The 24,533-nt window shown below is 57.1% G+C and carries 18 protein-coding genes; 8 read left to right on the top strand and 10 right to left on the bottom strand.

All coding sequences use genetic code 11. The features are described 5' to 3' along the window. Positions 1 to 26 precede the first annotated feature (26 nt). Positions 27 to 992 carry a LysR family transcriptional regulator gene (locus tag KZZ06_RS03990; protein WP_219578757.1) on the bottom strand — a complete coding sequence of 322 codons (966 nt, stop codon included), beginning with the start codon at positions 990 to 992 and terminating at the stop codon, positions 27 to 29. A 180-nt stretch (positions 993 to 1,172) separates the two neighbouring features. Here KZZ06_RS03990 and KZZ06_RS03985 point away from each other — a divergent pair, with 180 nt between their 5' ends. From KZZ06_RS03985 to KZZ06_RS03965, 5 genes are all read left to right on the top strand, one after another. After that, complete coding sequence (locus tag KZZ06_RS03985; protein ID WP_219578756.1) at positions 1,173 to 2,048, top strand: carbon-nitrogen hydrolase family protein; 876 nt, start codon at positions 1,173 to 1,175, stop codon at positions 2,046 to 2,048. Positions 2,049 to 2,129: 81 nt separating this feature from the next. Continuing rightward, positions 2,130 to 2,348 (top strand): translation initiation factor IF-1, encoded by a 219-nt coding sequence (gene infA, locus KZZ06_RS03980; protein ID WP_005851736.1) that lies wholly within the window; start codon positions 2,130 to 2,132, stop codon positions 2,346 to 2,348. A 51-nt stretch (positions 2,349 to 2,399) separates the two neighbouring features. Further along, complete coding sequence (locus KZZ06_RS03975; protein WP_219578755.1) at positions 2,400 to 2,978, top strand: nucleoside triphosphate pyrophosphatase; 579 nt, start codon at positions 2,400 to 2,402, stop codon at positions 2,976 to 2,978. Next, the gene (locus tag KZZ06_RS03970) at positions 2,975 to 3,997 is read left to right on the top strand and encodes a ribonuclease E/G (RefSeq protein ID WP_219578754.1); all 1,023 of its coding nucleotides are present in this window, start codon (positions 2,975 to 2,977) and stop codon (positions 3,995 to 3,997) included. Before KZZ06_RS03975 ends, KZZ06_RS03970 begins: the two co-directional genes overlap by 4 nt. Next, positions 3,994 to 4,185, top strand: coding sequence for a DNA gyrase inhibitor YacG (locus tag KZZ06_RS03965; RefSeq protein WP_219578753.1), 192 nt, complete (start codon positions 3,994 to 3,996; stop codon positions 4,183 to 4,185). The genes KZZ06_RS03970 and KZZ06_RS03965 overlap by 4 nt, the downstream gene beginning before the upstream one ends. 2 nt (positions 4,186 to 4,187) lie before the next feature. Here the strand turns inward: KZZ06_RS03965 and KZZ06_RS03960 are convergent, their stop codons facing one another. Continuing rightward, entirely contained in the window at positions 4,188 to 5,078 is an 891-nt protein-coding gene (locus tag KZZ06_RS03960; protein ID WP_219578752.1) for a hydrogen peroxide-inducible genes activator, read from the bottom strand. Between the two features lie 186 nt (positions 5,079 to 5,264). Here KZZ06_RS03960 and katG point away from each other — a divergent pair, with 186 nt between their 5' ends. Further along, the gene (gene katG, locus KZZ06_RS03955) at positions 5,265 to 7,442 is read left to right on the top strand and encodes a catalase/peroxidase HPI (RefSeq protein WP_219578751.1); all 2,178 of its coding nucleotides are present in this window, start codon (positions 5,265 to 5,267) and stop codon (positions 7,440 to 7,442) included. Positions 7,443 to 7,644: 202 nt separating this feature from the next. On the opposite strand, the gene KZZ06_RS03950 is transcribed toward katG, so the two are convergent. The 5 genes from KZZ06_RS03950 to KZZ06_RS03930 all read right to left on the bottom strand — a co-directional run bounded on the left by KZZ06_RS03950 (position 7,645) and on the right by KZZ06_RS03930 (position 13,592). Beyond that, positions 7,645 to 9,531 (bottom strand): bifunctional sugar phosphate isomerase/epimerase/4-hydroxyphenylpyruvate dioxygenase family protein, encoded by a 1,887-nt coding sequence (locus KZZ06_RS03950; protein WP_219578750.1) that lies wholly within the window; start codon positions 9,529 to 9,531, stop codon positions 7,645 to 7,647. Beyond that, on the bottom strand, positions 9,528 to 10,382 hold the full coding sequence (locus KZZ06_RS03945) for a shikimate dehydrogenase (protein ID WP_219578749.1): 855 nt from the start codon (positions 10,380 to 10,382) through the stop codon (positions 9,528 to 9,530). The genes KZZ06_RS03950 and KZZ06_RS03945 overlap by 4 nt, the downstream gene beginning before the upstream one ends. Then, positions 10,382 to 11,887, bottom strand: a complete 1,506-nt coding sequence (locus tag KZZ06_RS03940) for a tripartite tricarboxylate transporter permease (protein ID WP_219578748.1) — start codon at positions 11,885 to 11,887, stop codon at positions 10,382 to 10,384. Before KZZ06_RS03940 ends, KZZ06_RS03945 begins: the two co-directional genes overlap by 1 nt. Then, the gene (locus tag KZZ06_RS03935; RefSeq protein ID WP_219578747.1) at positions 11,887 to 12,462 is read right to left on the bottom strand and encodes a tripartite tricarboxylate transporter TctB family protein; all 576 of its coding nucleotides are present in this window, start codon (positions 12,460 to 12,462) and stop codon (positions 11,887 to 11,889) included. Before KZZ06_RS03935 ends, KZZ06_RS03940 begins: the two co-directional genes overlap by 1 nt. A gap of 131 nt (positions 12,463 to 12,593) precedes the next feature. Further along, on the bottom strand, positions 12,594 to 13,592 hold the full coding sequence (locus KZZ06_RS03930; RefSeq protein WP_219578746.1) for a tripartite tricarboxylate transporter substrate binding protein: 999 nt from the start codon (positions 13,590 to 13,592) through the stop codon (positions 12,594 to 12,596). Positions 13,593 to 13,754: 162 nt separating this feature from the next. Here KZZ06_RS03930 and KZZ06_RS03925 point away from each other — a divergent pair, with 162 nt between their 5' ends. Beyond that, the gene (locus KZZ06_RS03925) at positions 13,755 to 14,426 is read left to right on the top strand and encodes a TetR/AcrR family transcriptional regulator (RefSeq protein WP_219578745.1); all 672 of its coding nucleotides are present in this window, start codon (positions 13,755 to 13,757) and stop codon (positions 14,424 to 14,426) included. Positions 14,427 to 14,568: 142 nt separating this feature from the next. Here the strand turns inward: KZZ06_RS03925 and KZZ06_RS03920 are convergent, their stop codons facing one another. After that, entirely contained in the window at positions 14,569 to 19,461 is a 4,893-nt protein-coding gene (locus KZZ06_RS03920) for a GEVED domain-containing protein (protein ID WP_308339997.1), read from the bottom strand. Positions 19,462 to 20,019: 558 nt separating this feature from the next. Beyond that, complete coding sequence (locus KZZ06_RS03915; RefSeq protein ID WP_257884201.1) at positions 20,020 to 22,461, bottom strand: PAS domain-containing hybrid sensor histidine kinase/response regulator; 2,442 nt, start codon at positions 22,459 to 22,461, stop codon at positions 20,020 to 20,022. 519 nt (positions 22,462 to 22,980) lie between these two features. Between KZZ06_RS03915 and KZZ06_RS03910 the strand changes: the two genes are divergently transcribed. Further along, positions 22,981 to 23,601: a response regulator transcription factor gene (locus KZZ06_RS03910; RefSeq protein WP_219578743.1), complete on the top strand. Its 621-nt coding sequence runs from the start codon at positions 22,981 to 22,983 to the stop codon at positions 23,599 to 23,601. 85 nt (positions 23,602 to 23,686) lie between these two features. On the opposite strand, the gene KZZ06_RS03905 is transcribed toward KZZ06_RS03910, so the two are convergent. After that, positions 23,687 to 24,145 carry a two-component system response regulator gene (locus KZZ06_RS03905; RefSeq protein ID WP_219578742.1) on the bottom strand — a complete coding sequence of 153 codons (459 nt, stop codon included), beginning with the start codon at positions 24,143 to 24,145 and terminating at the stop codon, positions 23,687 to 23,689. Positions 24,146 to 24,533 lie beyond the last annotated feature (388 nt).

Here is a 24,533-nt window from a genome sequence, read left to right as displayed (position 1 = left end):
CCTGCCTTTCGATGTCTTTTAATAGTTTACCCGTCGAGGGTATGAAAACTGCTAGAAAGCCATGGCATCTGCGCCAGCGTGGGCCCGATCATATGGGTTTGCAGCAATTGGCGCATGGTGTCCGCAATGTTCTGCGGTATGGGCCCCGTCCAATCGGCACCCGCAAACAGCGATATTTGCCGCGACGCGCCTGATGCAGGTAACGCGTAGGCTTGTAGGGAGCCGTGAAATCGTTCTGCCCGGCCATAGCCAAAGGGCGTTGTGATCGCCCAGCCGATCCCCCGCGCGACCATTGCCATCAGCGCCAGATGGCTGCCGATCTCGAACTGTGAGGCCAAGGTGATGCTGTTACGTGTCAGGTGGTTGTTGATCTGTTCTGCGATCATCTGACTGGCGTCATACCGGATAAAGGGTAGGGGCGCGCGGCCCGACAGCAGCTCGGCGGGTGGTACGGGATTGTCACTGGGGGCAACAATGATGAAGGGGTCGCGGGCGAGGGGGATTTCGATCAGCCCGCCCTTGGCGTCCCCGCTGGTGGCCGCGATGGCGATGTGCAGGGCCTTGTCCTGAACGGCCTGTATCAAATCTTTGCTGCCATCCGTGATCATTCGAAACCGGCAGCCTGCCATGCTGTCCGCCAATATGGTGCCAAGGCGCGGCGTCAGGTCGTTCTCGAAGTCATCAATGACGCCCAGGCTAAGATCCGACAGATTGGCCAGATCCATGACCGTCAATTCTGTTTGGGCAAGCCGCAGCTGTGCCAATGCCGCACTTGCATGCCTTAGAAAGCTTTCCCCTTGGGGGGTCAGGCGCATCGGGCGGCGGCTGTGATCCATCAACGCGGCCCCGATCGCGGTCTCAAGATTGGTCATTTGCTGGCTTACCGCTGGCTGGCTTAGGCCGGTTGCGGCGGCGGCTTGCGCGACGGAACCCGTGCTGGCCAATGCCTCGAACACTTCGATACCGCGCAGTGTTACACCTTTTTTGAACATCGTAATCGCCTTCTGGCAGTTTTCAGTTTTCAAAAACACTTTTGGATAGTTGCGTGACAGGCTGCCTTTTTAGGCGGTTATATTCCGTAAATCAAAATAGAGCGTTTCACGGCATTTGACCATTGAAGCGGCTGCAGAACAAGCGCACGATTGATGCGAAACAGCACAGAGACCCGAGTGATGAAAATAGCAACAGCCGCCTATACCCAAGATATCCTGACCAGTTGGGCACATTACGAAGACAAGCTGGCAAATTGGGTCGCGACGGCGGCTGGCAATGGGGCTGATCTGCTGGTTTTCCCAGAATACGGTGCGATGGAGTTAGCCACGTTGGCTGGCTTGGACGTCGCCGCCAATCTTGAGGCATCCCTGTTTGCTGTATCTGACCGTTTGCCTGACGCGGATGCGCTGCACCAGCGGTTAGCGGCCGAATATGGGGTCCATATCGTAGCAGCATCGGCACCAGCGGTCACGGCCACACGGCCTGTGAACCGCGCGCGGTTGATTACGCCTGATGGTCAAATCGGCATACAAGACAAACAGATCATGACCCGTTTCGAGCGCGAAGTTTGGGGCGTGGTCGGCGGCAACCCCTTGCAAGTTTTCGAGACAGCGATCGGCAAGATCGGGATTTTGATCTGCTACGACAGCGAATTTCCGCTTTTGGGCCGCGCGCTGGCTGATTGTGATATCATAGCGGTTCCCAGCGTCACCGAGGCCTTGGCCGGATACTGGCGCGTGCGCATCGGGTCCATGGCCCGCGCGCTTGAGAATCAGTGCATTACTGCCATGTCGTCTTGTGTTGGGCCCGCTGATTGGTCCGAGGCGTTGGGCGATTCCTATGGGGCGGGGGGCATCTTTTGCCCACCTGATGTTGGTTTCCCGTCAACCGGTGTGCTGGCTGCCGCGCAGATTAACGTGCCCGGTTGGACCTATGCTGAGGTGGATATCGCACAGATCGCCAATGTGCGCGCCGATGGCGTTGTGCTGAACCGAAGCCACTGGGCAGATCAAGCTGGCCGCGATAGCGTTGCGATAAACACGTCTTTGCTGTGAATAGGTCTTGAAAAAAGGGAAAATTGCGCCCATTTAAGCCTGCGCTCTGCATTTGCAGGGCAAAGTGTTCAAGGAGAGACCATGGCTAAGGAAGACACGCTCGAATTCCCCGGTATCGTCAAGGAACTCCTGCCGAATGCGACATTCCGGGTCGAGCTTGAAAACGGCCATGAGATTATCGCACATACGGCAGGCAAAATGCGCAAAAACCGCATTCGTGTTCTGGCAGGCGACAAAGTACAGGTGGAAATGACCCCCTACGATCTGAGCAAAGGCCGGATCAATTATCGCTTTAAATAACGCGTTTTACCGAAGGTGTAACAATCTTCGGTCAGCGCTTTGGGTTTGCATATGACCTTTGTCCTCGGATCAGGCAGTCCGCGCCGCAAGGAATTGCTGGCGCAAATTGGCGTTGTGGCTGATGAAATTCGCGCGCCTGACATTGACGAAACCCCGCAGAAAGCCGAATTGCCGCGCCCCTATTGCGCGCGCATGGCCCGTGAAAAGGTTGCGGCGGTGCAGGCAGGTGCGGACGATATCGTGCTTTGCGCCGATACCACCGTTGCCGTTGGTCGCCGCATTCTGGGCAAACCCGAAAACGCCGAGGAAGCCGCCAGTTTCTTGCGGCTGATGTCGGGGCGTCGCCACAAGGTGATTACAGCCGTCGCGGTAAAACGCGGCGACACGCTGTGGGAACGGGATGTGGTCAGCACCGTGCGCATGAAGCGCCTGTCGGATGCCGAATTGGCCGCCTATCTTGCTACCGGCGATTGGCAGGGCAAGGCGGGCGGCTATGGTATCCAAGGCCCCGCAGGCGCATTGATCCCGTGGATCAGCGGATCATTTACCGGCATCGTGGGTCTGCCCCTTGCCGAAACCGCAAACCTGCTGCGCGCAGCCGGCTATATTTTTGACGGAGAGACATCATGAAGGGTCGCACGATCATTCTAGACCACCTAGGCGAGATCGAGGCGGCAGCTTTGATGGTGGATGGCAAGCTGGACGATCTGCTGATCGACAGCGACGGCCCGCGCCCCGGTACGATCTACCGCGCAATTGCTGACCGGCCCGTAAAAGGTCAGGGCGGAATGTTCCTAAAAACCCCCGACGGGTCTGCATTCTTGCGCCAGATCAAGGGGCTCGCCCCCGGTCAGCCGATCTTGGTTCAGGTGTCGGGCTATGCGGAACCCGGCAAGGCGATCCCTGTTACGCAAAAACTTCTGTTCAAAAGCCGCTATGCAATCGTGACGCCCGGTGCGCCGGGCACCAATATCTCGCGCTCGATCCGTGATGAGGAAGAACGCGACCGTCTGCTTGAGGTCGCCCACGAGGCCGCCCAAGGTGCCACCCACGGCCTGATCTTGCGGTCGTCTTGTGCGGGCGCTGATGGCGATGACATTGCCGACGACATTGATGCCATGTTGACCCTCGCCGACAAGGTGCTGGGCGATGAAGCAACAGAGATGGAAGTGCTTGCCGAAGGCGATGGCCCGCATATCCTTGCGTGGCGCGATTGGGTGGCACCTGCCGACGTCGTGACCGAAGCTGGCAGTTTTGAAACCCACGGCGTGCTGGATGTTGTGGACAGCTTGCGCCAACCTCGTGTTGATCTGGACGGTGGCGCGTCGATGTTTGTCGAACCCACCCGCGCCTTGGTTGCTGTTGATGTTAACACCGGCGCTGATGTGTCGCTGGCGTCTGGTATCAAGGCAAACATGTCTTGCGCCCGTGCCCTGCCGCGTGCGCTGCGCATCCGTGGGCTAGGCGGGCAAATCACCCTTGATCTGGCCCCCATGCCCAAGAAAGACCGCCGCCCTTTCGAGACCGCCTTGCGTCAGGCATTCCGTGCCGATGATGTTGAAACCACCTTGATCGGCTGGACGCCCTTGGGCCACTATGAATTGCAGCGCAAACGCGCGCGCCTGCCCATAGCTGAGGTTCTAAAGTGAGCTGCCCGATCTGTTCTGACGAAACATCACCTGCCTACCGCCCGTTCTGTTCGCGCCGCTGCGCCGACATTGATTTGTCGAAGTGGTTTAACGGCAGCTATGCCACGCCAAGCCGCGATCCCGAAGATATCGAAGCCGCGATTGATGCGGCCGAGGCAGAATTGAACGCGCCGCCGAAGCCTCATTAGGTTTACGCGGGCAAGCAGGTCTCGCGCACGGTTTGCGCGATATGTTTCAACTGTCCGGCAAGTGGGTTTGTTTTACGCCACACCATTCCTATTGTCCGCGACGGGCGCGGTGCGGGCAACCGTGCGATGGATACTTCGGCTGACCGTGTTTCAATCGGCACCGCCATGTCGGGAATAAGCGTGACCCCGATCCCTGCGCTGACCATCTGTACCAGTGTCGATAGGGAACTGCCCTCCATCAGGTCACGGGGCATGGCGGATGGCATGCTGCAATAAGACAACGCCTGATCTCGAAAACAATGCCCCTCTTCCAGCAAAAGCAGACGCATTTCACGCAGCAGCGTCGAATTTGGCACCGGATTGTCTTGGTCTTCGATCGGGCGCACCAATACGAATTCTTCATCCAGCAGCACCTCTTCGTGCAACGTCGGCTCGGAAATCGGCAAGGCGACGATGGCGGTATCCAACTGTCCGCCCAACAACCCTTCGATCAGCTTTTGCGTGACCGCTTCGCGCGGGCGCAGATCAAGGCCAGCGTAATCCTGCGACAGGCATTTGATGAAACGCGGCAGAAAATAGGGGGCGACGGTGGGGATGATACCGAACCGTAGCCGCCCGATCAGCGGGCTGTGCGAGGCGCGCGCCAAATCCCCCAGCTCATCCATGGACTGCAGTATTTCCCGTGCTCGCGCGACAAATGTTTCGCCAAAGCCAGTCAGGCGCAGCTGTTTTGCAGACCGCTCAACCAGCGGCGTGCCGACCATATCTTCCAATGCTTTGATCTGGACGGATAGGGCGGGTTGCGAAATGCCACAGTCATCAGCCGCACGGCCAAAGTGATGGTGTCGCGCCAATGCTTCGAAATAGCGCAGATGTTTGATCGTTATCTCCATAACCTCTAATTATCACAGCGATTAGAAAATGCAATTTTTCTTAATGTGCTGGATGGTGTAGGACTGCGCCCAAGCGGTGACGCCGGACCCATCTTGCTGAGATCCTGTTGGAGCGATGTTTTGATGTCTGCACCCACTGCGCCATACCAAAGAAAATAATACTTCAAACACCAATCGGAGATGAACATGGACGGCAATGATAACGGTTCGATGGGCAAATGCCCGGTAATGCACGGCGGTAATACTGCCAGCAAATCCTCTGTAATGTCTTGGTGGCCCAATTCGCTGAACCTCGACATTTTGCACCAGAAAGACACAAAGACGAATCCGATGGATCCGGATTTTGACTATCGCAAAGAAGTTCAGACACTGGATGTTGAGGCGCTCAAGCAAGACCTGCACGCGCTGATGACGGATAGTCAGGAATGGTGGCCTGCTGACTGGGGTCACTATGGTGGTTTCATGATCCGTATGGCTTGGCACTCGGCGGGCACATACCGTTTGGCCGATGGTCGTGGCGGCGGCGGCACAGGCAGCCAGCGTTTCGCGCCTTTGAACTCGTGGCCGGACAATGTCAGCCTTGATAAAGCGCGTCGTCTGCTGTGGCCGATCAAGAAAAAATACGGCAACAAGCTAAGCTGGGCCGACCTGATGATCCTTGCGGGTAACATCGCATATGAATCCATGGGCCTGAAAACATTCGGTTTCGCCTTTGGTCGCGAAGACATCTGGCACCCTGAAACGGACACCTACTGGGGTGCCGAGAAAGAATGGCTGGCCGACAGCGATGGCCGTTATGACGATCTGGAAAACCCGGCGTCGATGGAAAACCCGCTTGCTGCCGTGCAAATGGGCCTGATCTACGTCAACCCAGAAGGCGTGAACGGTCAGTCCAACCCCATCAAATCCGGTTTGCACGTCCGCGAGACGTTCAAGCGGATGGCGATGAACGACGAAGAAACCGCAGCGCTGACGGCAGGTGGTCACACGGTCGGTAAATGTCACGGTAATGGCGACGCGAGCACCCTAGCGGTAGAGCCGGAATCCAGCGACATCGAAACCCAAGGTTTCGGCTGGGGCAACCCAAACGGTACCGCGACGGCCAGCATGGCCATCAGCAGCGGCATCGAAGGGGCGTGGACAACAGACCCGACCAAATTCGACATGGGCTATTTCAAGCTGCTGTTCGGCTATGATTGGGAGCTTAAGAAAAGCCCGGCGGGTGCGTCGCAGTGGGAGCCGATCAACATCAAGGAAGAAGACAGACCCCTTGATTCAAGCGACCCCACAATCCGTCGCAACCCCATCATGACCGACGCCGATATGGCGATGAAGATGGACCCGATCTATCGTGAAATCTGTGAACGGTTCATGGCCGATCCTGAATACTTTAACGATACATTTGCACGGGCTTGGTTCAAACTGACCCACCGCGATATGGGTCCAAAGGACCGCTATCTTGGCCCCGATGCGCCACAAGAAACGCTGATCTGGCAAGATCCGGTACCAGCGGGCAACACCGGCTATGATGTCGAAGCCGTAAAGGCGCGCATCGCAAACAGCGGCTTGTCGCTGGATGAAAAAGTGTCGACCGCTTGGGACAGTGCCCGCACATACCGTGGTTCTGACATGCGCGGTGGTGCCAATGGCGCGCGTATTCGTCTGGCCCCCCAGAAAGACTGGGAAGGCAACGAACCTGCGCGTCTTGCCAAGGTTCTTGGCGTGCTGGAAGGCATTGCAAACGACACCGGTGCAAGCATCGCTGACGTGATCGTTTTGGCCGGTAGCCAAGGTGTCGAAGACGCCGCGAAAGCCGCTGGTTTCGACATTTCGGTTCCGTTCACACCGGGTCGTGGCGACGCCACCGACGAGATGACAGATGTCGCATCCTTTGAGCCACTCGAGCCGCTTGCGGACGGGTATCGCAACTGGATGAAGAAAGACTATGTGACCAGCCCCGAAGAAATGATGCTGGATCGCACGCAGCTTATGGGCCTGACCGCCCCTGAGATGACTGTCTTGATCGGCGGGATGCGCGCCATGGGCACCAACTATGGTGGCACCAAACATGGTGTGTTCACAGACCGTGTTGGCGCGCTGACACCTGATTTCTTCGTCAACCTGACAGACATGCGCTATTCTTGGCATCCTGTTGACGGCGGCATCTACGAGGTCCGTGAACGTGGCACCGACAACGTCAAATGGACAGCAACCCGTGCTGATCTGGTGTTCGGATCCAACTCGATCCTGCGTTCCTATGCCGAAGTGTATGCCCAAGACGGTAATGCTGAGAAATTCGTCAAGGATTTCGTGGCAGCTTGGGTCAAAGTCATGAACGCTGACCGCTTCGACGTCGCGGCGTAATTCTACCTACGCCCCCGCGCTGCCCAACTTGGCGGCGCGGGGGGATCGTTTTGGGAAACCGCCCGCTCGGACGTCATTAATTGATGCTCTGAGAAAACGGTCCACTAGAAAATAACGCAGAGCCTAGCCGCCAACCGATGAGCGTATAGTCGGGGGTGCCGCGATGCGTTGCAGTCGAACCATTCCGATCCCGGCGCCAAGGTCAGAGCCGTGGCATCCCCTTGGGGCGCATCAGCCGCTTTTGAGCAGCAATGCGGAACGGTGCATTCGGCGCGCCGTAGCCTTTGTAGTTGCCACGCCGTTCTACGATTTCAAAAAACATACCGCCGGCGTAGGGCTTGGAATAGAACTGAAAGAACGAACCATTTGCGTCTTCGTCATACAGTATATTGCCAGCCCTCAAGGCCTCGAGCATGTACATGTTTAGATCAAAACGCGCGACCAAATCTGAATAGTAGTTTTCTGACATAGGCAGCGGTTCAAAACCCAGCTTTGCCATTGCGGCAGCGCTTGCAAAGATATCGTCTGTCGAAAGGGCGATGTGCTGAACAGACGCACCAAAGCTGTCGGCCAGAAAGTTCCCAGCCATCGTGCGGTGGGTCTCTGCCCCATTAAGCGTGATGCGAAAAGAACCGTCGGCTGTTTCCAACGCCTGACTGCGTACCAAACCGTCCGGATCAGCCACATCAACCATCGGTGACTTCTGCATCTGGAAAAGCGTTGTGTAGAACAACGACCAGCTTAGCATCTCGTCATAGCTCATGGTCTGGGCAAGGTGATCAATTCTTTTCAGGCCTGCATCCGCTTCGTCCGTATGCTCATTGGCAAATTCAACCGACCAGACATCGCTCAGACCGCTTTTGTCATCGATAAAATGCAGCACGCTGCCGCTTTGGCCACGGATCGCGGGTATGTCCAACTCTCCGGGGCCGGTGGGCTGCTGGAAAGGATCAGCGCCCAAGGATTTCGCGCGGGACGCCGTTTCATCGGCGGCATCAACCGAGATACCGATGTCACAAACGGTCGTGCCATGGGTGGTATAGGCGCTGCTGGCATAGCCAGAGGTCTCGCGGTTGATGACAATGCGAATGTCGCCTTGGGTCCACAGCGACAGTTTTTTGGCGATATGCGTACCCGAGCGTTGAAAGCCCAGCGTGTGCAAAATGGCCTCCAACGCTTGGGCTTCTTCGCCGCGGGTTGCGAATTCAACGAATGCGACGCCATCGACATTCGACCGTTCTGGCATCGGGGCGATGTTCGGATAGTCGGACGGCGCATCGCGGGCAACATCATCCATCAAGGCGATCAGCGAACGATGGCCATCTTTTGCGATGGTCTTGGGACGTCCTCCGCGAAACTGGTCGTTGAAAATCTCAAGCGAGATCGGGCCTGAATATCCGGTCGCCATCACGGCTTTCATGAAATCCACGACAGGCAGGTCGCCTTCGCCGGGCATGTTGCGGAAGTGGCGGGACCAGTAGAGCAGATCCATGTCGATCAAGGGCGCATCGGCAAGTTGCACAAAGAATATCTTGTCGCCGGGAATGCGACGGATGGTTTCTGGGTCAATCTTTCGGGCCAATGTGTGGAAACTATCAAGGATCAAGCCGACGTTATTGTGGTCTGCCCGGCGGACTATTTCCCACGCATCGCGGTGATCATTGACGTGCCGGCCCCAGGCCAATGCCTCGAAGCCGACGCGCAGATCACGTTTCGCAGCACGGTCGCCAAGTTCATGAAAATCTGCCGCCGCGCGGTCGATCCCGCCAAGTGCCTCTGGATGGCAGGACGAGCAAACCAGCACCAGATCGGTACCCAGTTCCTGCATCAGGTCGAACTTGCGTTCAGCGCGGTCAAACGCTTTGGCGCGCAGGGGTTCTGGCAGACCTTCGAAATCACGGAACGGTTGGAACAACGTGATCTCAAGGCCCATGGACCGGATCAGTTCGCCAACTTCGCGCGGGTTGCCGTCATGGGCGATGAAATCCTGTTCAAAGATTTCGATACCGTCAAACCCGGCAGCGGCAATCGCTTCAAGCTTTTCCGGCAGATTTCCCGAGATTGAGACCGTGGCGATGGAGGTTTTCATAGGTCTTCGCCTTGAATAGCCGCACGTAATTCTGACGGGTTCACATCAACGCCGGTAAAGATGTCCCACGCATCCAATCCTTGCCCGAAGAACAGCTCGTATCCGGAAATTACCGTCAGGTTGGCGTTCACCGCATCTTGCAGAAACTGCGTATCGACGGGTGTATAGACCGCATCGAATGCCCAGCTTGCGCCCTGCATTGCCGCCGCTGGCAACGCGGTTCCACCGATGCCGACCATCCCCAAGGGGGTACAGTTGATCAGGCCGTCAGCCCCATTGGCAGCTTCACCCGCATCGGTCGATATTTCGATCACCGTCTCGGATCGGAGGGCGCGCAGCGCATCGGCCAAAGCCGCCGCCTTGGCAGGGTCAAGATCGATGCAGCGGATCGTCTGTGCCTTGAGGGCGACCAGACCGAACGCCACCGCTTTGCCCACGCCACCTGTGCCAATCAGACAGACCACACCGGGGTTCTGCGCACCACGCACATCGCGGTAGGCCTTCATGAAACCTGTGTAATCGGTGTTGAACCCTTTTGGCCCGTCCGCATCAAACACCACGGTATTGACCGCGCCGATGGCGCGCACCAGTGGATCGGTCACAGTGACCTTTTGGGTTGCCAGCTCTTTGTAGGGGTAGGTCACGTTAATGCCCCGGAACCCACCATCCTGCGCTTGCCGAAAGACGTCCTCAAAGCTTAGTCCCATATCTTTGGGGATCAGCCTGTCATACGACACGTCAAGCCCGCTTAATTGCCCCGCGGTGCGGTGCAGCCGCGGGGATTTGGACCGGGTGATATTATCCCCGATCAGACCAAGTTTGATCGTCGTTGCAGGAGGAGGAGTTGTCATTACGATGTCTTTCTAAACAGGCGTTTTTTCATTGCCGTCCAAAGCGGTGTCTGGCTGACGAAAATCAGGATCACGGCCACGAACAGCACCAAAGACAGCGGACTACCGAAGATGCCGTCGAAAAAACGGCCCAGGTCTTCGCGGTCCGAGATGATCGCGCGGCGCCAGTTATCATCCAGCAGGCGCGACAGGATCACGCCCAGAATGACCGGCCCCAAGGGATAGCCGTAGTGGCGCATGAAGTAGCCGAACACGCCAAACCCGAGCATCCAGTACACGTCGGTGATCGAGTTATTTACCGCATAGGCACCGACAATCGACAGCAACAGGATCAGCGGGATGATCACCGAGCGTGGCATCTCGACGATCTTGGTAAAGATCTTGATGCCGGTCAGGCCAAAGATCAGCATGAAAATGTTGGCGGTGAACAAGGCACCGATAATGAACCAGAACATATCTGGCTGGTCGATCATCAACATAGGGCCGGGGTTCAGCCCGTGGATAAATAGCGCGCCGATCATGATGGCGGTCACTGCATCGCCGGGGATGCCCAAGGTCATCATAGGAATGAATGCGCCGCCGACTGCCGCGTTATTGGCGGTCTCGGGGGCGACCAACCCTTCCATAGCGCCTTCGCCAAAAGGCACTTTGGGGTTTTTCGTGACCCGTTTCGCGTGGTCATAGGCCATCAGTGCCGCGATGTCGCCACCCGTGCCGGGCAACGCCCCGATCACGACGCCGATGGTCGAGGTTTGCAGCGACAGTGGTAGATATTTACGGACGGTGCCAAACGAGGGGACAATTTTGTCGATCTTCTGGCGCACGGCCTTAAGCTTGACGTTCTGCAGCTGAATCAGCGCCTCGGACACACCAAACATCCCGATCATGACGGCGATAAAGGAAATCCCGCCCTCCATGATCTGGAAGTCAAAGGTGAAACGTTCCGCGAATGTCAGCGGGTCGCGGCCCACAGCGCCAATGGCAATGCCAAGCGCGCCTGCAAAGATACCCTTGACCATAGAGCCGCTGGACAGCGACCCGACCAACAGAATGCCCAAGACGGCTAACAACATGTAATCGCGCGGCTGAAAGCTGAGGGCGAATTCTGAAACGAAGGGCGCAGCAAGCGCCAGCACCAGAATGCCGATCAGACCGCCGAAAAACGACATGACCGTGGTGACGCCGATGGCTTGGCCTGCCTCGCCGCGTTGTGCCATTGGATAGCCGTCCATCGCGGTTGCAATGGCCGACGGCGCGCCGGGAATGTTCAGCAGGATCGCGGTGCGTGACCCGCCATAGACGCCACCCATATAGATGCCGACCATCAGCGAAATCGCAGGGTAGACATCCCATGAAAAGGTAAAGGAAATCAGGATCGACACGGCCATGGTGACGGAAAGACCGGGGATGGCACCGATATAGATACCTGCAAAAGTGCCCACGCCGACCAACACCAGCAACTGAGGCTGTGTGAAGACCGTAAGCATCGCGAGTAACATATCCATTAAGATGCTCCCGCTGAAATGAGGGTGCGGAAATACTGGATCAACTCGGCCTCGGGCAGGATACCAGCGGGCAAAAGCACGGTGAAAACCACGCGGAATACGATCCAGATCACAACCAGCGAGCCCAAGGCGACGGCCAGCGTATAGCCCCAACCGCGCTTGGCCAGCACCTTGATGGCGACGATCAGGAACAGCGCCGCCGTCAGGATAAATCCGAGCGGTTTTAACAGCAGGCCGAACCCCACCAGAAAGCCGATAAACAGGATCACAGTGCCGGGCAGGATATCTTTGGCAATCGTTTCGGTCGTGACCTTGGGCAAACGTGCAGTACGCAGGACAACAACAGCCGCCGCAAGCACCATCACCAGCGTGGTCGCCATGGGAATGGCCCCCGGCGCGGATAAGGCTTCGAAACCGGAAATGCCATAAGCGCTATAAAGCAGGAACAGGCTGGCCACCGTCAGAAACAGGGCAAAACCCAATTCGCCGGGCCGCCGTTTTTCAACATACCCGCCTGGCGTGGCGTCGGATGTGCCGTCGTGGTGATCAATGTCGCCTCTAAACTCGGGATCCATGATCCTCTCCTCCCTTGGTTTGATCCGGGCTCCTCCCCGGAACGCAAAGCGCCGCCCAGCATCGTGAGGCGCGGGCAGCGCTAAGTTTGGCCGGCCCGAAGGCCAGCCGTCCGACAACGTCGGTATTTGGTTTAGGGACGGGCGATGCCGAACTCTTCTGGGGACGTCTTAGCCAAGCCCGCGTCCTGAAGAAGCCATGCTGTGCCCTGCTGCCATTTCGACAGGAAGTCAGTCGCTTCAGCCCCGCTGATGCCCATCATGGTGAACCCACGATTATCCATCAATTCGATGAAATCAGGATGTGCTGCACCTTCTGTGTAAGCCGCGCTAAGCTTGGCCACGACATCGTCCGGAGTACCGTTTGGTGTAAAGACGCCAAAGAACGGACCCCAAGGAAGGTAGGTGCTGTAGCCGTCATTGAATGACGTCACAAGCGGCACATCCGGCAGCTTTGCGTTCTGTTCGACGTCGAAAATCGCAATGGGTTTCATCGCGCCGGCACGGATGCTTTCGATTGCAGCGCCCAAAACGGCGGGCATGACGTCAATAGCACCACCTTGCAAAGCAGTCAGCGCAGGGCCGTCACCGTCATAGGGTACGGCGATTACGTCGAGTTTGCCTTCCACTGTGTTCATCATCGCAGTGACGACCGAAGGAACCCCACCCGGCCCTGTCGAACCGATCCGCAGCGCGCCTGGGTTTTTCGCGATGTAATCCATCATGCCCGCGTAATCGTCGAAGGGCGCGTCGTTATTTGCCACGAGAATTGGCGTACCGCGTGCCAGAATGTTGATCGGGGTGAATTCGGAATAGTCTTTATCACCCAGTCCCATGATCTTGTAGAGCAGCGGGTTTTCGGCACCCATCAGCAGCGTATAGCCATCAGCCTTTGCGCCTGCGACATGGTTAAGCGCGATCGCACCCACCGCGCCGGTCATGTTCTGCATCACAACCGTTCCACCAAGCGCCGCTTCGGCGTGGGGCGTCACAGACCGCATCACGGTATCAGTTGATCCACCAGCACCCCATTGGATAATGCCTTGGATTTCTTTCGTCGGGTACTCCTGAGCCATCACACCGGTCGTGCTCAGTCCAAACGCAACAATTGCGCCAATCAGCTTACGAGACATCCCTGTCCTCCCTAGTTTTCTTTTTTTATAGACGATTCGCTCCTCGCATCGTCGTCGTGAAGCTTTTTATGTACCTGTGGGTTAATTTGTCAAATAAAATGTACCCTTGGGTTAATTACGTGATATCCCGAACTTAGAATCAAAAAAAGAGAGGCTGCCGAAATGATTGGAAACAATGATGAAACAGCTCAAGAACGCAAAACCTCTTGGAAAAAAAACCCTGAGGCCGTCAAAGAGAATATCCTGACAATCGCAACCGAGGAGTTTGCAGCGCAGGGTCTGTCTGGTGCGAATATCAACGAAATCGCCAAGAGAACAGCGACCTCAAAGCGGATGATCTACTATTATTTTGGCGACAAAGAAGGCCTGTACCAACATGTTCTGGGGCGGGTGTATTCGTCGCTGCGCAATACGGAACAGGCGTTGAATGTCGCGGGCCTTGAACCAGTGGCGGCCCTGCGCCGCCTAACTGAAGCAACCTTTGATTCACACGTAAGTAACCCGCACTTCATCCGTCTGGTCATGATCGAGAATATCCACAACGCGGAGTACATTAAGAAATCCGAAATCATTCCAAAGCTAAACAAGGCCATCATCGACAAACTTACTGACGTTTGTGATCGGGGCAAAGCGAGCGGCGTTTTGCGCGCGGATGCTGACCCGCTTGAACTGCACTGGATGATCAGCTCTGCAAGCTTTTACAATGTGTCCAACAGGGCAACGTTCTCGACCTCATTCGGCGACAGGCTGTTTACGGACGAAGGCCAAAAGAAATTGCGCCGGCGGGTTGTTGATATGATCTTGAGTGCCGTGGTTATCGGGTACCAGCCATAAATTTCAATTGCTCACCGATCCGGGCGCAATAGGACGACGGTCACCTTTGACCACGCGCCCGCCATTTACCCGCCAAGGCACGCGGTTGCGCATGACAGCCGTGGCCCCCGTTCGACGGCAGGCTAGCGCAGCATCGCCGCGATCAGGGTGAAACCCTTACCTCGAATGTCACGGAACCTTCGTCGCCCGGTTGAAAAAGACCGGTGCAATCCCAGCGTAGATTTCCGGCATACCCCGCGCTATCCGAACCCGACGTCGAGCTGCTGCATGTCACGCCGCTGCCCAAGGAAACCGGGCTTGGCACGGCGGTGGCAAGCACGGTGTAGGGGGGCGTCCTGTCGTAGATGATAATATCGGATGACGGCAGGGTGCCGGTATTCTTAACATAGATTCGGTATTCTAGAATGTCCCCGACTGCTGCCCCGTTGGCCACCCCTTCGGCGGTGCCTTGGGTGACGTTGCGCACGGTTTTTTTCAGCTTGATCGCACCTTGTGACGATTCAACTGTCACGCGGTCGGTGTTGCGATCCTGTTTGCTTAATCCCGAGGTGCCGTAGGACGTGTCGGCCACAAGTTCAAAACTGTAGCTCGCGCCCGGACTGACGGCAGAGGATGATGACACGCGTGCCAAAATGCACAGGGCCGTCCCGGCCTCTATGGCGATCGGCCCGTTGACCGGCGCGTCGGCGTTACCATCGCAATCGGTGTCCAAAAACAGCGCGGTCGAGAAGGCTGCGGGCGTTGCGCTGGTTTCGGCGTCGAGGGTGAAGGTCACTGTGCCTGTGGCATCGGCGATGTATTCATGCCGCAGAGACACCACCTGACCGGGGCGGATGGCCGCCTGCTGGTCAAGGTTCAGACGTGCCTCGACGATCAGACCAAAGTTCAGGTCGCTGTAGGACGTGCCCGCCGCCGGGGTAAAGGTCAATGTTCCGTCCCGCGGATCAGCGTTTACAATACCGGGCAGCGCGGCGGCAGTTTCCGACACGGGGCGATGTCCTTGGTCGGGCAGGACAGTGACGGTGACGGCATCGGCATAAGTGTCGGGGAGCGTCAGGTTCCAGCTGCCATCGGCGGCAACGGCGGGAGAGCCGATCAGTTCACCTGCGCTGTTGGTGATCTTGATCAGGGCACGGTTGGTGCTGGTTTCGCCCCCGCCCTGCACCCCGTCATAGGCCGTAGCCCCGGCACCATTATCAAGGAATACCACACCAGACAGGGTCGCACCGGTGCCGGCATATGCCACGGATACGCTTGCCTCGTCATCGTCAGCCAGCCCGTCAGACTGATCGTCGACCAAGGCACCGACCGCGACGTCACTGTCGGGGTCAGGCAGAGAGCTGGCCACGATTTCGGCGGTGTTTGTATGTTCACCACTGTCGCGCATCGTGACGCGGATGGTCAGCACGGCGCTTGCGCCATTCGCTAGGGCGTCTACGGCCCATATTCCGGTGCCGGTGTCGTAGGTGTCGCCCTGTGCCACCGCGTCGTCAGAGACATAGGCAAAGCCATCGGGCATCAGATCCCGTACCTGCACGCCAGTGACGTCGCCCGGCCCGTCATTGGTGACCGTCAGGACAAAATCCAGCGCCTCGCCTGCTGTGGCCTGCGTTACGGGCAGCCCGTCTGCTGCGCTGAGGGCGGATTTCGACAGCGACAAATCCGCGACCGAGGGTGCGATCACAAAGCCAAAGTTCTGATCGCTGGTATCGGCATTTGTGACCACTGCCACACCGGTCAGCGGATTGGCGGTCGACAGGTCAAGCTCGGTCGGAATTTCTGGGTCGGTCTCGTCAACTTCGATGCGGTAGGTCAGCGTCGAATTGACCGAGCCAAAGAGATAGGTGCCGTCGGCGGCGGTTTCCACCGTCAATGCCAGCGTGTCATCGGCAGGGTCGGCTGGCGTGCCATTGTCATCAAAGAGCGTGACTGTAATGCCTGCGGGCAAGCCCGTTTCACCAGCATCAAGCGCGCCGGAGTTGTTGGTATCCTCGTAAAGCGTGCCGGAAATTGTGCCCTCTTGCAGGACCGACGACACAAAGGGGCCGGGCGCGCGACATGATGCGCCGTCATTGCCCTGATAGGTCATGTTGTCGACGGTGCCTTGTACCTCGATAAATTCGTAGCTGGCGGGGCGGTTGCCCTCTGCGCCGACCTCGACCGCAAAGACCTGCCGGGATTGGTTGTCAAAGCCGTACATGTACCCCGAGCCGTCGAACCAGACCGAGTCGATGTCCATCGAAAACTTGCCCTCGGCCAGGGGCACGTTTGCCAGCAGACCGACCGTGATGGACCCCGGCACGCCGTTGTTGGGATCGAAAAAGTGCAAGTTGCGCGAGGTGTCAAAGAAGTAGATCAGCCCGTCCAGCGGGTTGTAGGCCATGTCACGGCTATAGGTCGCGCCGGCAGTGGCGGTCAGCACCCCCAGTGCAACCGGATTCGCCGGGTCGCTGATATCGAGCAGTTGGTACCGACTAGAGCCGGACCCGGACATGTAGATCATGATACCGTTGGGCAGGATGTCGGAACTGGTGTCGGGGGCTTCGATGCTGAGGGTGGACAGGTCCGCGACCTCGGTCACAGCGCCCGACGCGTCGATCCGCATCAGCGACCGGGGGCTTTGGCGTACGCCATAGATAAAGCCGTCCAGCTCGTTATAGCCCCAGCCGGTAACAAGGAAGTTGCCCGTGTAGTTGGGTGGCAGATCAACATGGGTCAGCGTATAGATTCCGCCGCTTTCGCTGATTGATAGCTCGTCCAGCGCGGGCAGGTTCTGGCCCGGTTCAGTCGCGACCATATAGAAATTCGAAGAACAGGTCAGCGGACCGTTGGGGTTAATCACCGTGACGAGGTAATCTTCGACCTCGCCGTCCAAGTTAAGCCCGTCAAATGGATCAGTAATCAGGCCGCTGGTCGTGGACCACCGCAGCCGTGCATAGGTGGGCCCCGCGATGGCATCCGCAGGAACCGGAATGTTCAGCGTGATCTGGTTGTTGAACCTGCCATCGGTGTCGCCGGTCCCACCATCGCGGTAGTTGACCGCCACCTGTTCAGCCGGATCGAAGGTACCGTTCTGGTCGAAGTCGACCCAGACTTGCAGGTTGGTGATACCCGGCACCAGCACAGGCAGGCCCAGGTCGAACAGAAAGCTCTGCGTTTCATGGGTCAACACCGTCAGTGGCACGGTGGTGCCCGCCACAAGCGGCGGAAAACTCGTCGCGTCTTCGTCGTCGATACCGTCAAGATCGTCACCATCGGCACCGGCAGAGTACTTTGCCGAGATGTCGAGATCGGGTGATTCGCTGCCAAGGTAGATCGTCGGCACCACCACATGGCGCGGATCACCATAGCTGGCGGGCGCGTCCCCGCGGTCGACAAGATCTGCAGCGGCGATGACAAAGGAGTAATCCTCGACCTCGCCGTCCAGCGTGGCACCCGAGATACCCAGTCCGGCCTCGGAGGCCCAGCGGAAGCGGCCAAAGGTAAGAGAGGTGGTTGCGTCGTCAGGCACCGTGATCCTGATCTGGATCTCGGCGTCCCCGGCGGCGATGTCATCGCCAAGGCCATCGTCGCGCAGGTTCGTGGCCAGACGCTCCAGCGCGTCGTTTGCGAACAATCCGTTGCCGTCAAAGTCCATCCACGCCTGAAGGAACCCGTCGCCCGCCACATTGACTGTGATCGTGACGATGGTTCCCTGTGTCAGCAGCGGCAGGGTGACACCGTCCTCGTCGTCGCTGTTGTTCACATCGTCGCCAGTGGCGGTCGTGTCAGGCTGGGCAAAGGTTTCGGCGTCGGGGGCAATTGTGCCAAGGTAGATCGTCGGGGCTGTGACGATGGCGTGGGATGGCACCAGATACGTAAGGGGCGCATCGCCGAAATCATAACCCAGCGCATAAAGCAGGGTCAGTGTCGCGGCGTTGGATTGCAGTCGGTCGTCGAACGTCTGACCAATCGGGCCGATACCCGCCGTCGCCGTCGAGCTCAGACTGCCATTTAGGACATCCACCACGGTCACGGTGTATTCAGCGGTACATTCAAGGGTGCCGCCGACCGGCACTTCGGCGGTGATCGCAGGGCAGGCCACGGAGGCAACGGAATCGTCCACGATCGCGATATCCTGCCCTATGTTAAACGGCAGGGACCCGTCGTTGGTGACAAAGTATGTGTAGGTGATCGTCGTTCCCGGCTCGGGAAGTTCGTTCGGCTCCGAGGTTTTGACGAGCGAGATGCTTTGGCCGACGGAAAAAGAACTGGCTGCCAGAACACCGATGGCCCGCGCGGCGGCGTCATAGCCAAGGGATGTTCTGACATTGCCGATGGATTCATCAAAAATGGCGTTGACCGACGCAGTACCGTCCGGAAATGTCGCGCGAACGGTTCCGGTATCGGTGTTGGCCGAGGTCGGAGAGCCCGCCAGCCCATCGACAAAGATACATTGCGCCTGATTGGCTGCCAGCGGTCCGGTGAGACCGCTACCAGCGCCGGGCCCTAGAACGAAGGTCGGCGTCGACGACACGGCCGACAGGGTTGGATCGCCATTGGTGCCAGTCACCGTGATAAAGTCACAACTGTCACTGGGCGCGTTTGCGTCGCCAGCATCGACGTCTAGAATATCGAGCACCAGCCCGTCTACCGGAAAGGCAACGCTGTTTGATGAAAAGGTCAGTTGCGCACTGACAGTGGCATCGCCGATCCGCCCCAGATTGGCCGGTGCGTCAGAGACTAAGCCAAGAGATGGCACGCTGCCGCCCAGCAGCGACGTGTCGTCCGGCGATACGATACCGCCGCCCGTCGTAAAAGCGCCCGCAACATTGACTGTCGCATCGATCTCGAACCCGTATTGATCCGTCAACGTGGTGGTCAGCGGCGCGGTCGATCCCGCCGGCCAGTCGATCTGCCCCCAGTCTAGCGTGAAATCACCGGCCTGCAGTTCGGATGCCGCCAGCGCTGCAATCGCCGCTGTGCAGCCGCACAGGTGACGCAATAGTCGTTTTGACACGTGCTTGAACACTTCATCCGCCTTTTGGTTTGGCACCGGGTTTATCGTTCTTGGTTTCCGCAGCAGGCGGGCAGGGGCCCTGCGCATAGGGCCTTCCTGCCGGAGCGTGGTTTTGCGGTGGGTTTCGATCCTGACCAGTGTCGCAGGGTGCCGTGTGTTGTGCGAAGGTTCAGAGGGACATCAACGATACCGCCGCGCATAGCGCCGCTATGCTTTGGGATAGCGTTGCATTGGCCCAAGCGCGCTGGGTTCCGGGGATTTTTGAGTGGCGAAGATCGTCAGGGGACCGGCTGCGCGAAAATGCATCTGTACAAAAAAAGGGCCGCTCTTCTGTGACCAGAAGAGCGGCATTTCAAAAACAACACCATTGGTGATGGCGATATGGTCGCCCTGGGGCCAGACCGGACGGTGTTGGAGCATAGTCCGGAATGGAAACGACCCTATCTGTTGCTTCTGATATACAGTATTCGGCGGTAGTAAGATCGTTATAAATCATAACGATAATGATTGCTGCGGCGCGGTGGAGTAATTTACCTATACTGACGGATAGGTTTTAACCGCGATGCTGCGTTGCCGGGCCAGACACACGTGTTTTCATGCGCCGATTTGTTGCAACCAAGCTTCTCTTGTCAGATGCCAGACCGCCGGTGCCAATTTGACAAGCTCGTGCGCTTCGCGGGTATTGCCTTCCTTGCACGCGGTCTCGACTTCACTAAGGAGAACGTGAAAACGCTCGGCTCCGAACATGCCGCACATGCCGCCCAAAGCATGGGCCCGTGTTTGCAGATCCAAAATGGTTTGCGTGTTTGTGAGGTCGGGAAGATCGGCATCGACGCTTTGCACCAGCATCATGATACGATCCTTCAACATATCCTGCCCCAGCAATTCCCGCAATTCCGTGACATGCGCACTGTTCAGCACGGGTTGTTGCCGTAGAGTTTGGTTTTCGGCGGGCGCGTTTTCAGCAGAAGAGAAAGCAGCCAACGCAGATTTTAGCGCTTCCATATTAAGCGGTTTTTGCAGGAAACCTTTCATGCCTGCGGCTTCAAATTCCTCGCGTTCCTTGGGCTGGGCGTGGGCTGTGACGGGTATGATGCGCGTCTGGTTATTCGGTCCGTCGCCGCCCAAGATCGCCTTGGTCGCTTGAATACCGTTCATGCCGGGCATCGAGATGTCCATGAGGATGGCATCAAACCGTGTGCTTTTGGCAAGGTCGACAGCCTCTTGCCCTCCGGTGGCGACGCTGACGATGTGCCCAAGTCTTTTGAGTATTGCCCCGAGCAGTTCGCGGTTGATCTGGTTGTCATCGACGACCAATAGGTGCAACGATTTTCCGTGTGCGTCTTCCACCTGTGGTGCTGAAAGCGCAGGCGTATAGGATGTTGAGGCGAGGGTGACGGGCAGGCACACAATAAAGCGGGAATTTTGTCCCGCCCGGGATTCACACCTGATGTCTCCGCCGAGCCCCTGAACCAGACGGCGCACAATTTCAAGGCCCAGCCCGCCGCCTCCGGCCGGACGTTCATAGCTGCTGTCGAGCGCAATACAATCTTCGAAGGGATGAGGAACATCAGCTTCGGTAACGTCGATGTCCGTATCGCCGACTTCAAAATGCAGGAGCAAGCTTTCGTCGTCGGCATGCCGATACAAGGCGCGAAGGGTAATGTCGCCATCAGGGCTGAAATTGATCGCATTGCTGAGAAGATGCACGAGAACCTGCTGCACCGCCCGAGGGTCGGTCAGGATGCATCGATCATCCAGCCCAGTTTGATCAAGATGCAGCCGATTGCCGGTATGCTGCGCCAGCGGCCCCATGCTGTCGATCACACCCGATGTCAGCGCCACCATGTTGCAAGATTGCGTTTGCTGTTCACTCCGGTCAGCTTCGCTGCGTTCAATAGAGAGCACATCATTGATGTGACCCAACAGGATATCCCCGGACGTCAGCGCGGCATCAAGATATTTCTGCTGCTCCGCATCCAGCCGACCATCCCCCAGAAGTTGGAGCGCCGAGAGAACGCCGTTCAGAGGCGTGCGCATTTCGTGGCTCATCACCGCGAAAAAACGGGATTTTTCGCGGTAAGCGGCAAGTGCGTCATCGCGCGCCTGAACGATTTCTTGTTCTTTTTGCTTTCTGTCCGTGATGTCGTGAATATAGGAAACGAAAATCGGGCCATCCTTGCTCTGGGCCAGCGACACCGACAATTCGATAGGAAAAACGCGGCCATCACTGTCGATCATCTCAAGTTCGCGCCGTCCGCTTTCCGCAATTTGTGGTTTGCCGGTGCGGCGGAACGCTTCGAGAGCCGTATTTAGTTCTTCTTGCAAGTGTGGCGGGATGAGAAGGTCAATAAAGTGGCCACCAATAACGTCCTGGCGGTCCAGCCCGAAGATGTCTTCGGCAGAGCCGTTGAAATCCAGGATGGACCCGTTTTCATCAAAGACTACAATCGCATCCAAAGACGCGCGCAGCGTGGTCGCCAGCCGAAGGTGGTGTTCTTTGGCGTCGCGGGATGCCCGACTGACGGTGTTGGCCTGAACCAAAAGCCGAATGATCGCGCTTATCAGTGCAATTGTTACGACCAAGACGACAACAGACAGTATTTCAAGAAGTCTGACGATCTCACGGCGCTCGGCCTTAGCCACGTCTACCGCCAGTGAGACTGAGGCCAGTGCAACATTTCGAGGAATGTCGCCGGTTTGCCCCAACGCATTTTGCAGTTCGTCCAGACCATTGAAAAGGCGCGTATCGCCCGCGCGAACCAGCTGCACCTGTTCATCCAGAACATCCCGAAGACGGTCAAGGTCGGAAAAGGCGTCTCCGGTTGTTCCAGCATTTTGGGCAATTTCGGTACGGCTGTAGTAGATATCGAACTGCTGCCGCAAGTCTGCCAGATCGCCAGGATTTCCGGATCGCGCCCTGACAATGGCCCTGTCGAGCTTCAGATATTCAACTTCGAGCTGGGTATAGACCCATTCGGCGTGATCCACCTGCGCGCTGTCAATCGCGTGGATTCTTTTCCAAAGGCTGAACATTATGTGCCCTGCGACCAGGATTCCCACCAAGAGGGCCAGAACCAGCAGGCATCTACCCCATGTGCGATTATGGTGGGATAGTCTGACGACGTTCATTGATGATCCCTTAGTATGTATGAGATTACGCGATTGTAATCCTATCCAGCCGCCAGATCGACCCGCATTATATCCACTCGGTTTGGTACCTGCTATTCCTACCCGTTAGGTAAACGTTGCAAAGACAGACCTTGCCGCAGCGCGACATCGCGTTATCATTTTTAAAATATGTGATTGTCGGACCGTCGAGGTTGGTTTCAGACATCGGAATTAGTAAGGGGTACGCGTTGCATGATTTCTACTTTTAGGATGTCATGGATTGTGGAACGAGCGAGAATAAGGCTAGATCGCATATACGAAAGTATAGTCGCAAGAAATGCCGCGTATAAACGCAGTCAGGATGCAAAGCAGTGTGTCCTTTGAGATTTTTCTCTCTAGTATACCAGAAACTGCAATTGCTCGGTCGCGTTTAGGAGACTTCAAATGGTTCTGAAAATTCTGATCGCAGACGATCACGATATGGTCCGCGAGACCATCGCGATGTTTCTGGATATGGACGGTGCGGCGCAAACCGTTCCGGCCAGCAATCTGCAAGAAGCTCTGCAAAAAATTCGGTCAGACGGTCCGTTCGATCTGGTCCTGCTCGACTATACGATGCCCGGTATGAAGGGGCTGGAGGGGTTGAAGATTGCCCTGAACGCCAATGGCGGCAAACCGGTGGGCCTGATTTCTGGCACGGCGACCCGCCTGATCGCGGAACAGGCGCTGGCTATGGGCGCGATCGGGTTCCTTCCCAAGACGCTGCCGGCAAAATCGTTGGTGAATGCCGTACGGTTCATGGCTGCGGGGGAAACCTATGCGCCGGTCAATTTCATGTCGGGCAAGGACGATCCGGACGAGACGGATTTCGAGAAAGACCTGTCCGAGCGTGAACGCCAAGTGCTGCGCGGGCTGATGAGCGCACAATCCAACAAGGAAATCGCCCGCGACCTTGATCTTCAGGAAGTCACGATCAAGCTGCACGTCAAGACGTTGTGCCGCAAACTGGATGCACGAAACCGCACTGACGCCGCGATGATCGCCCGCAACGCCGGTTTTGTCTGACCCAGAAACTACCCCAGAAATCCGGATACGGTATCTACTTGGGCTGATGCTGGCTAAACTTGGATTGTAGCCGAAATTCGACGTTCTACCGCAATGCCGTCTGCCCTTGCTGCCGGTGTGACGCTGCGGCGGCGACTTGGATCACGGGTGCCCGTCCGTGGGTGATTTCGGACCGCAATTGCAGTTGATTCTTGATCCGGATCCGCAGTTCGGGACGTTCAAACGGTTTGCGGATATAATCATTGACCCCGACCAGCATCGCTTCGGTAAGCGAGGTCCTGCAATCGGGCCTCTGCATCGCAAGGATGGGAACGTGCTGCCACTGTGGCAAAGACTTGACGCTGGCGCAAAAGCCGATCCCGCCGGGCAGATCGAGATCCATCAAAATCAGATCGGCGGTCAGCGTGCCGTCGATGATTTCGGGCAGGACATCGGACGCGCGTTGATAGCCCCGTACGTTTTTATAGCCAAAACCGGCGAGGATGATTTCAAGGGTATTTCGGGCAGACTGTGAACCATCGATGACAATTATTGAGTTTAACATTTAGGGGCCTGTGCGGTTGGGTACTTGTACAATTGGATATAATGGTACCTTCCCTTCAGCCGGAAACAGGCATCCGCATTCGAACTATACCCAAATAGATACAAAATGGCGCAAAGGGATATATTTCTACCCTTTTGCCCGCCTCCTTGTGCAGGATTACGAGCCTGCGCACAGGGGAGCACACGAATCGTTTTCGTCGCTAGTATTGAAATTATCGACTTAAAATAATGGCTTGAGTACTTATTTTCTCGATTTCCATTGCTGAAGCCAGGTCTTGGGCCTGACTTTTCGCCGGTATTTCCGCTGCCATGGGTTAGAGGCGCTATTCGAAAGAATAGAGCGAAATCTTTCGGTCTGTGTTTCTACCTTTTTGCTGAAGTGCAATTCA

This window comes from Sulfitobacter sp. CW3 (genome assembly GCF_019392245.1).
Lineage (GTDB): Bacteria > Pseudomonadota > Alphaproteobacteria > Rhodobacterales > Rhodobacteraceae > Sulfitobacter.
Note: the sequence above shows the minus strand (reverse complement) of the source record. Positions and strands in the feature narration are given on the sequence as shown.

Coding starts and splice junctions, on each gene's coding strand:
- KZZ06_RS03990 (WP_219578757.1), bottom strand. CDS start 992: ATGTTCAAAAAAGGTGTAACACTGCGCGGTATCGAAGTGTTCGAGGCA.
- KZZ06_RS03930 (WP_219578746.1), bottom strand. CDS start 13,592: ATGTCTCGTAAGCTGATTGGCGCAATTGTTGCGTTTGGACTGAGCACG.
- KZZ06_RS03970 (WP_219578754.1), top strand. CDS start 2,975: ATGAAGGGTCGCACGATCATTCTAGACCACCTAGGCGAGATCGAGGCG.
- KZZ06_RS03945 (WP_219578749.1), bottom strand. CDS start 10,382: ATGACAACTCCTCCTCCTGCAACGACGATCAAACTTGGTCTGATCGGG.
- KZZ06_RS03960 (WP_219578752.1), bottom strand. CDS start 5,078: ATGGAGATAACGATCAAACATCTGCGCTATTTCGAAGCATTGGCGCGA.
- KZZ06_RS03950 (WP_219578750.1), bottom strand. CDS start 9,531: ATGAAAACCTCCATCGCCACGGTCTCAATCTCGGGAAATCTGCCGGAA.
- infA (WP_005851736.1), top strand. CDS start 2,130: ATGGCTAAGGAAGACACGCTCGAATTCCCCGGTATCGTCAAGGAACTC.
- KZZ06_RS03985 (WP_219578756.1), top strand. CDS start 1,173: ATGAAAATAGCAACAGCCGCCTATACCCAAGATATCCTGACCAGTTGG.
- KZZ06_RS03910 (WP_219578743.1), top strand. CDS start 22,981: ATGGTTCTGAAAATTCTGATCGCAGACGATCACGATATGGTCCGCGAG.
- KZZ06_RS03935 (WP_219578747.1), bottom strand. CDS start 12,462: ATGGATCCCGAGTTTAGAGGCGACATTGATCACCACGACGGCACATCC.
- KZZ06_RS03925 (WP_219578745.1), top strand. CDS start 13,755: ATGATTGGAAACAATGATGAAACAGCTCAAGAACGCAAAACCTCTTGG.
- KZZ06_RS03915 (WP_257884201.1), bottom strand. CDS start 22,461: ATGTTCAGCCTTTGGAAAAGAATCCACGCGATTGACAGCGCGCAGGTG.
- KZZ06_RS03940 (WP_219578748.1), bottom strand. CDS start 11,887: ATGGATATGTTACTCGCGATGCTTACGGTCTTCACACAGCCTCAGTTG.
- KZZ06_RS03905 (WP_219578742.1), bottom strand. CDS start 24,145: ATGTTAAACTCAATAATTGTCATCGATGGTTCACAGTCTGCCCGAAAT.
- katG (WP_219578751.1), top strand. CDS start 5,265: ATGGACGGCAATGATAACGGTTCGATGGGCAAATGCCCGGTAATGCAC.
- KZZ06_RS03975 (WP_219578755.1), top strand. CDS start 2,400: ATGACCTTTGTCCTCGGATCAGGCAGTCCGCGCCGCAAGGAATTGCTG.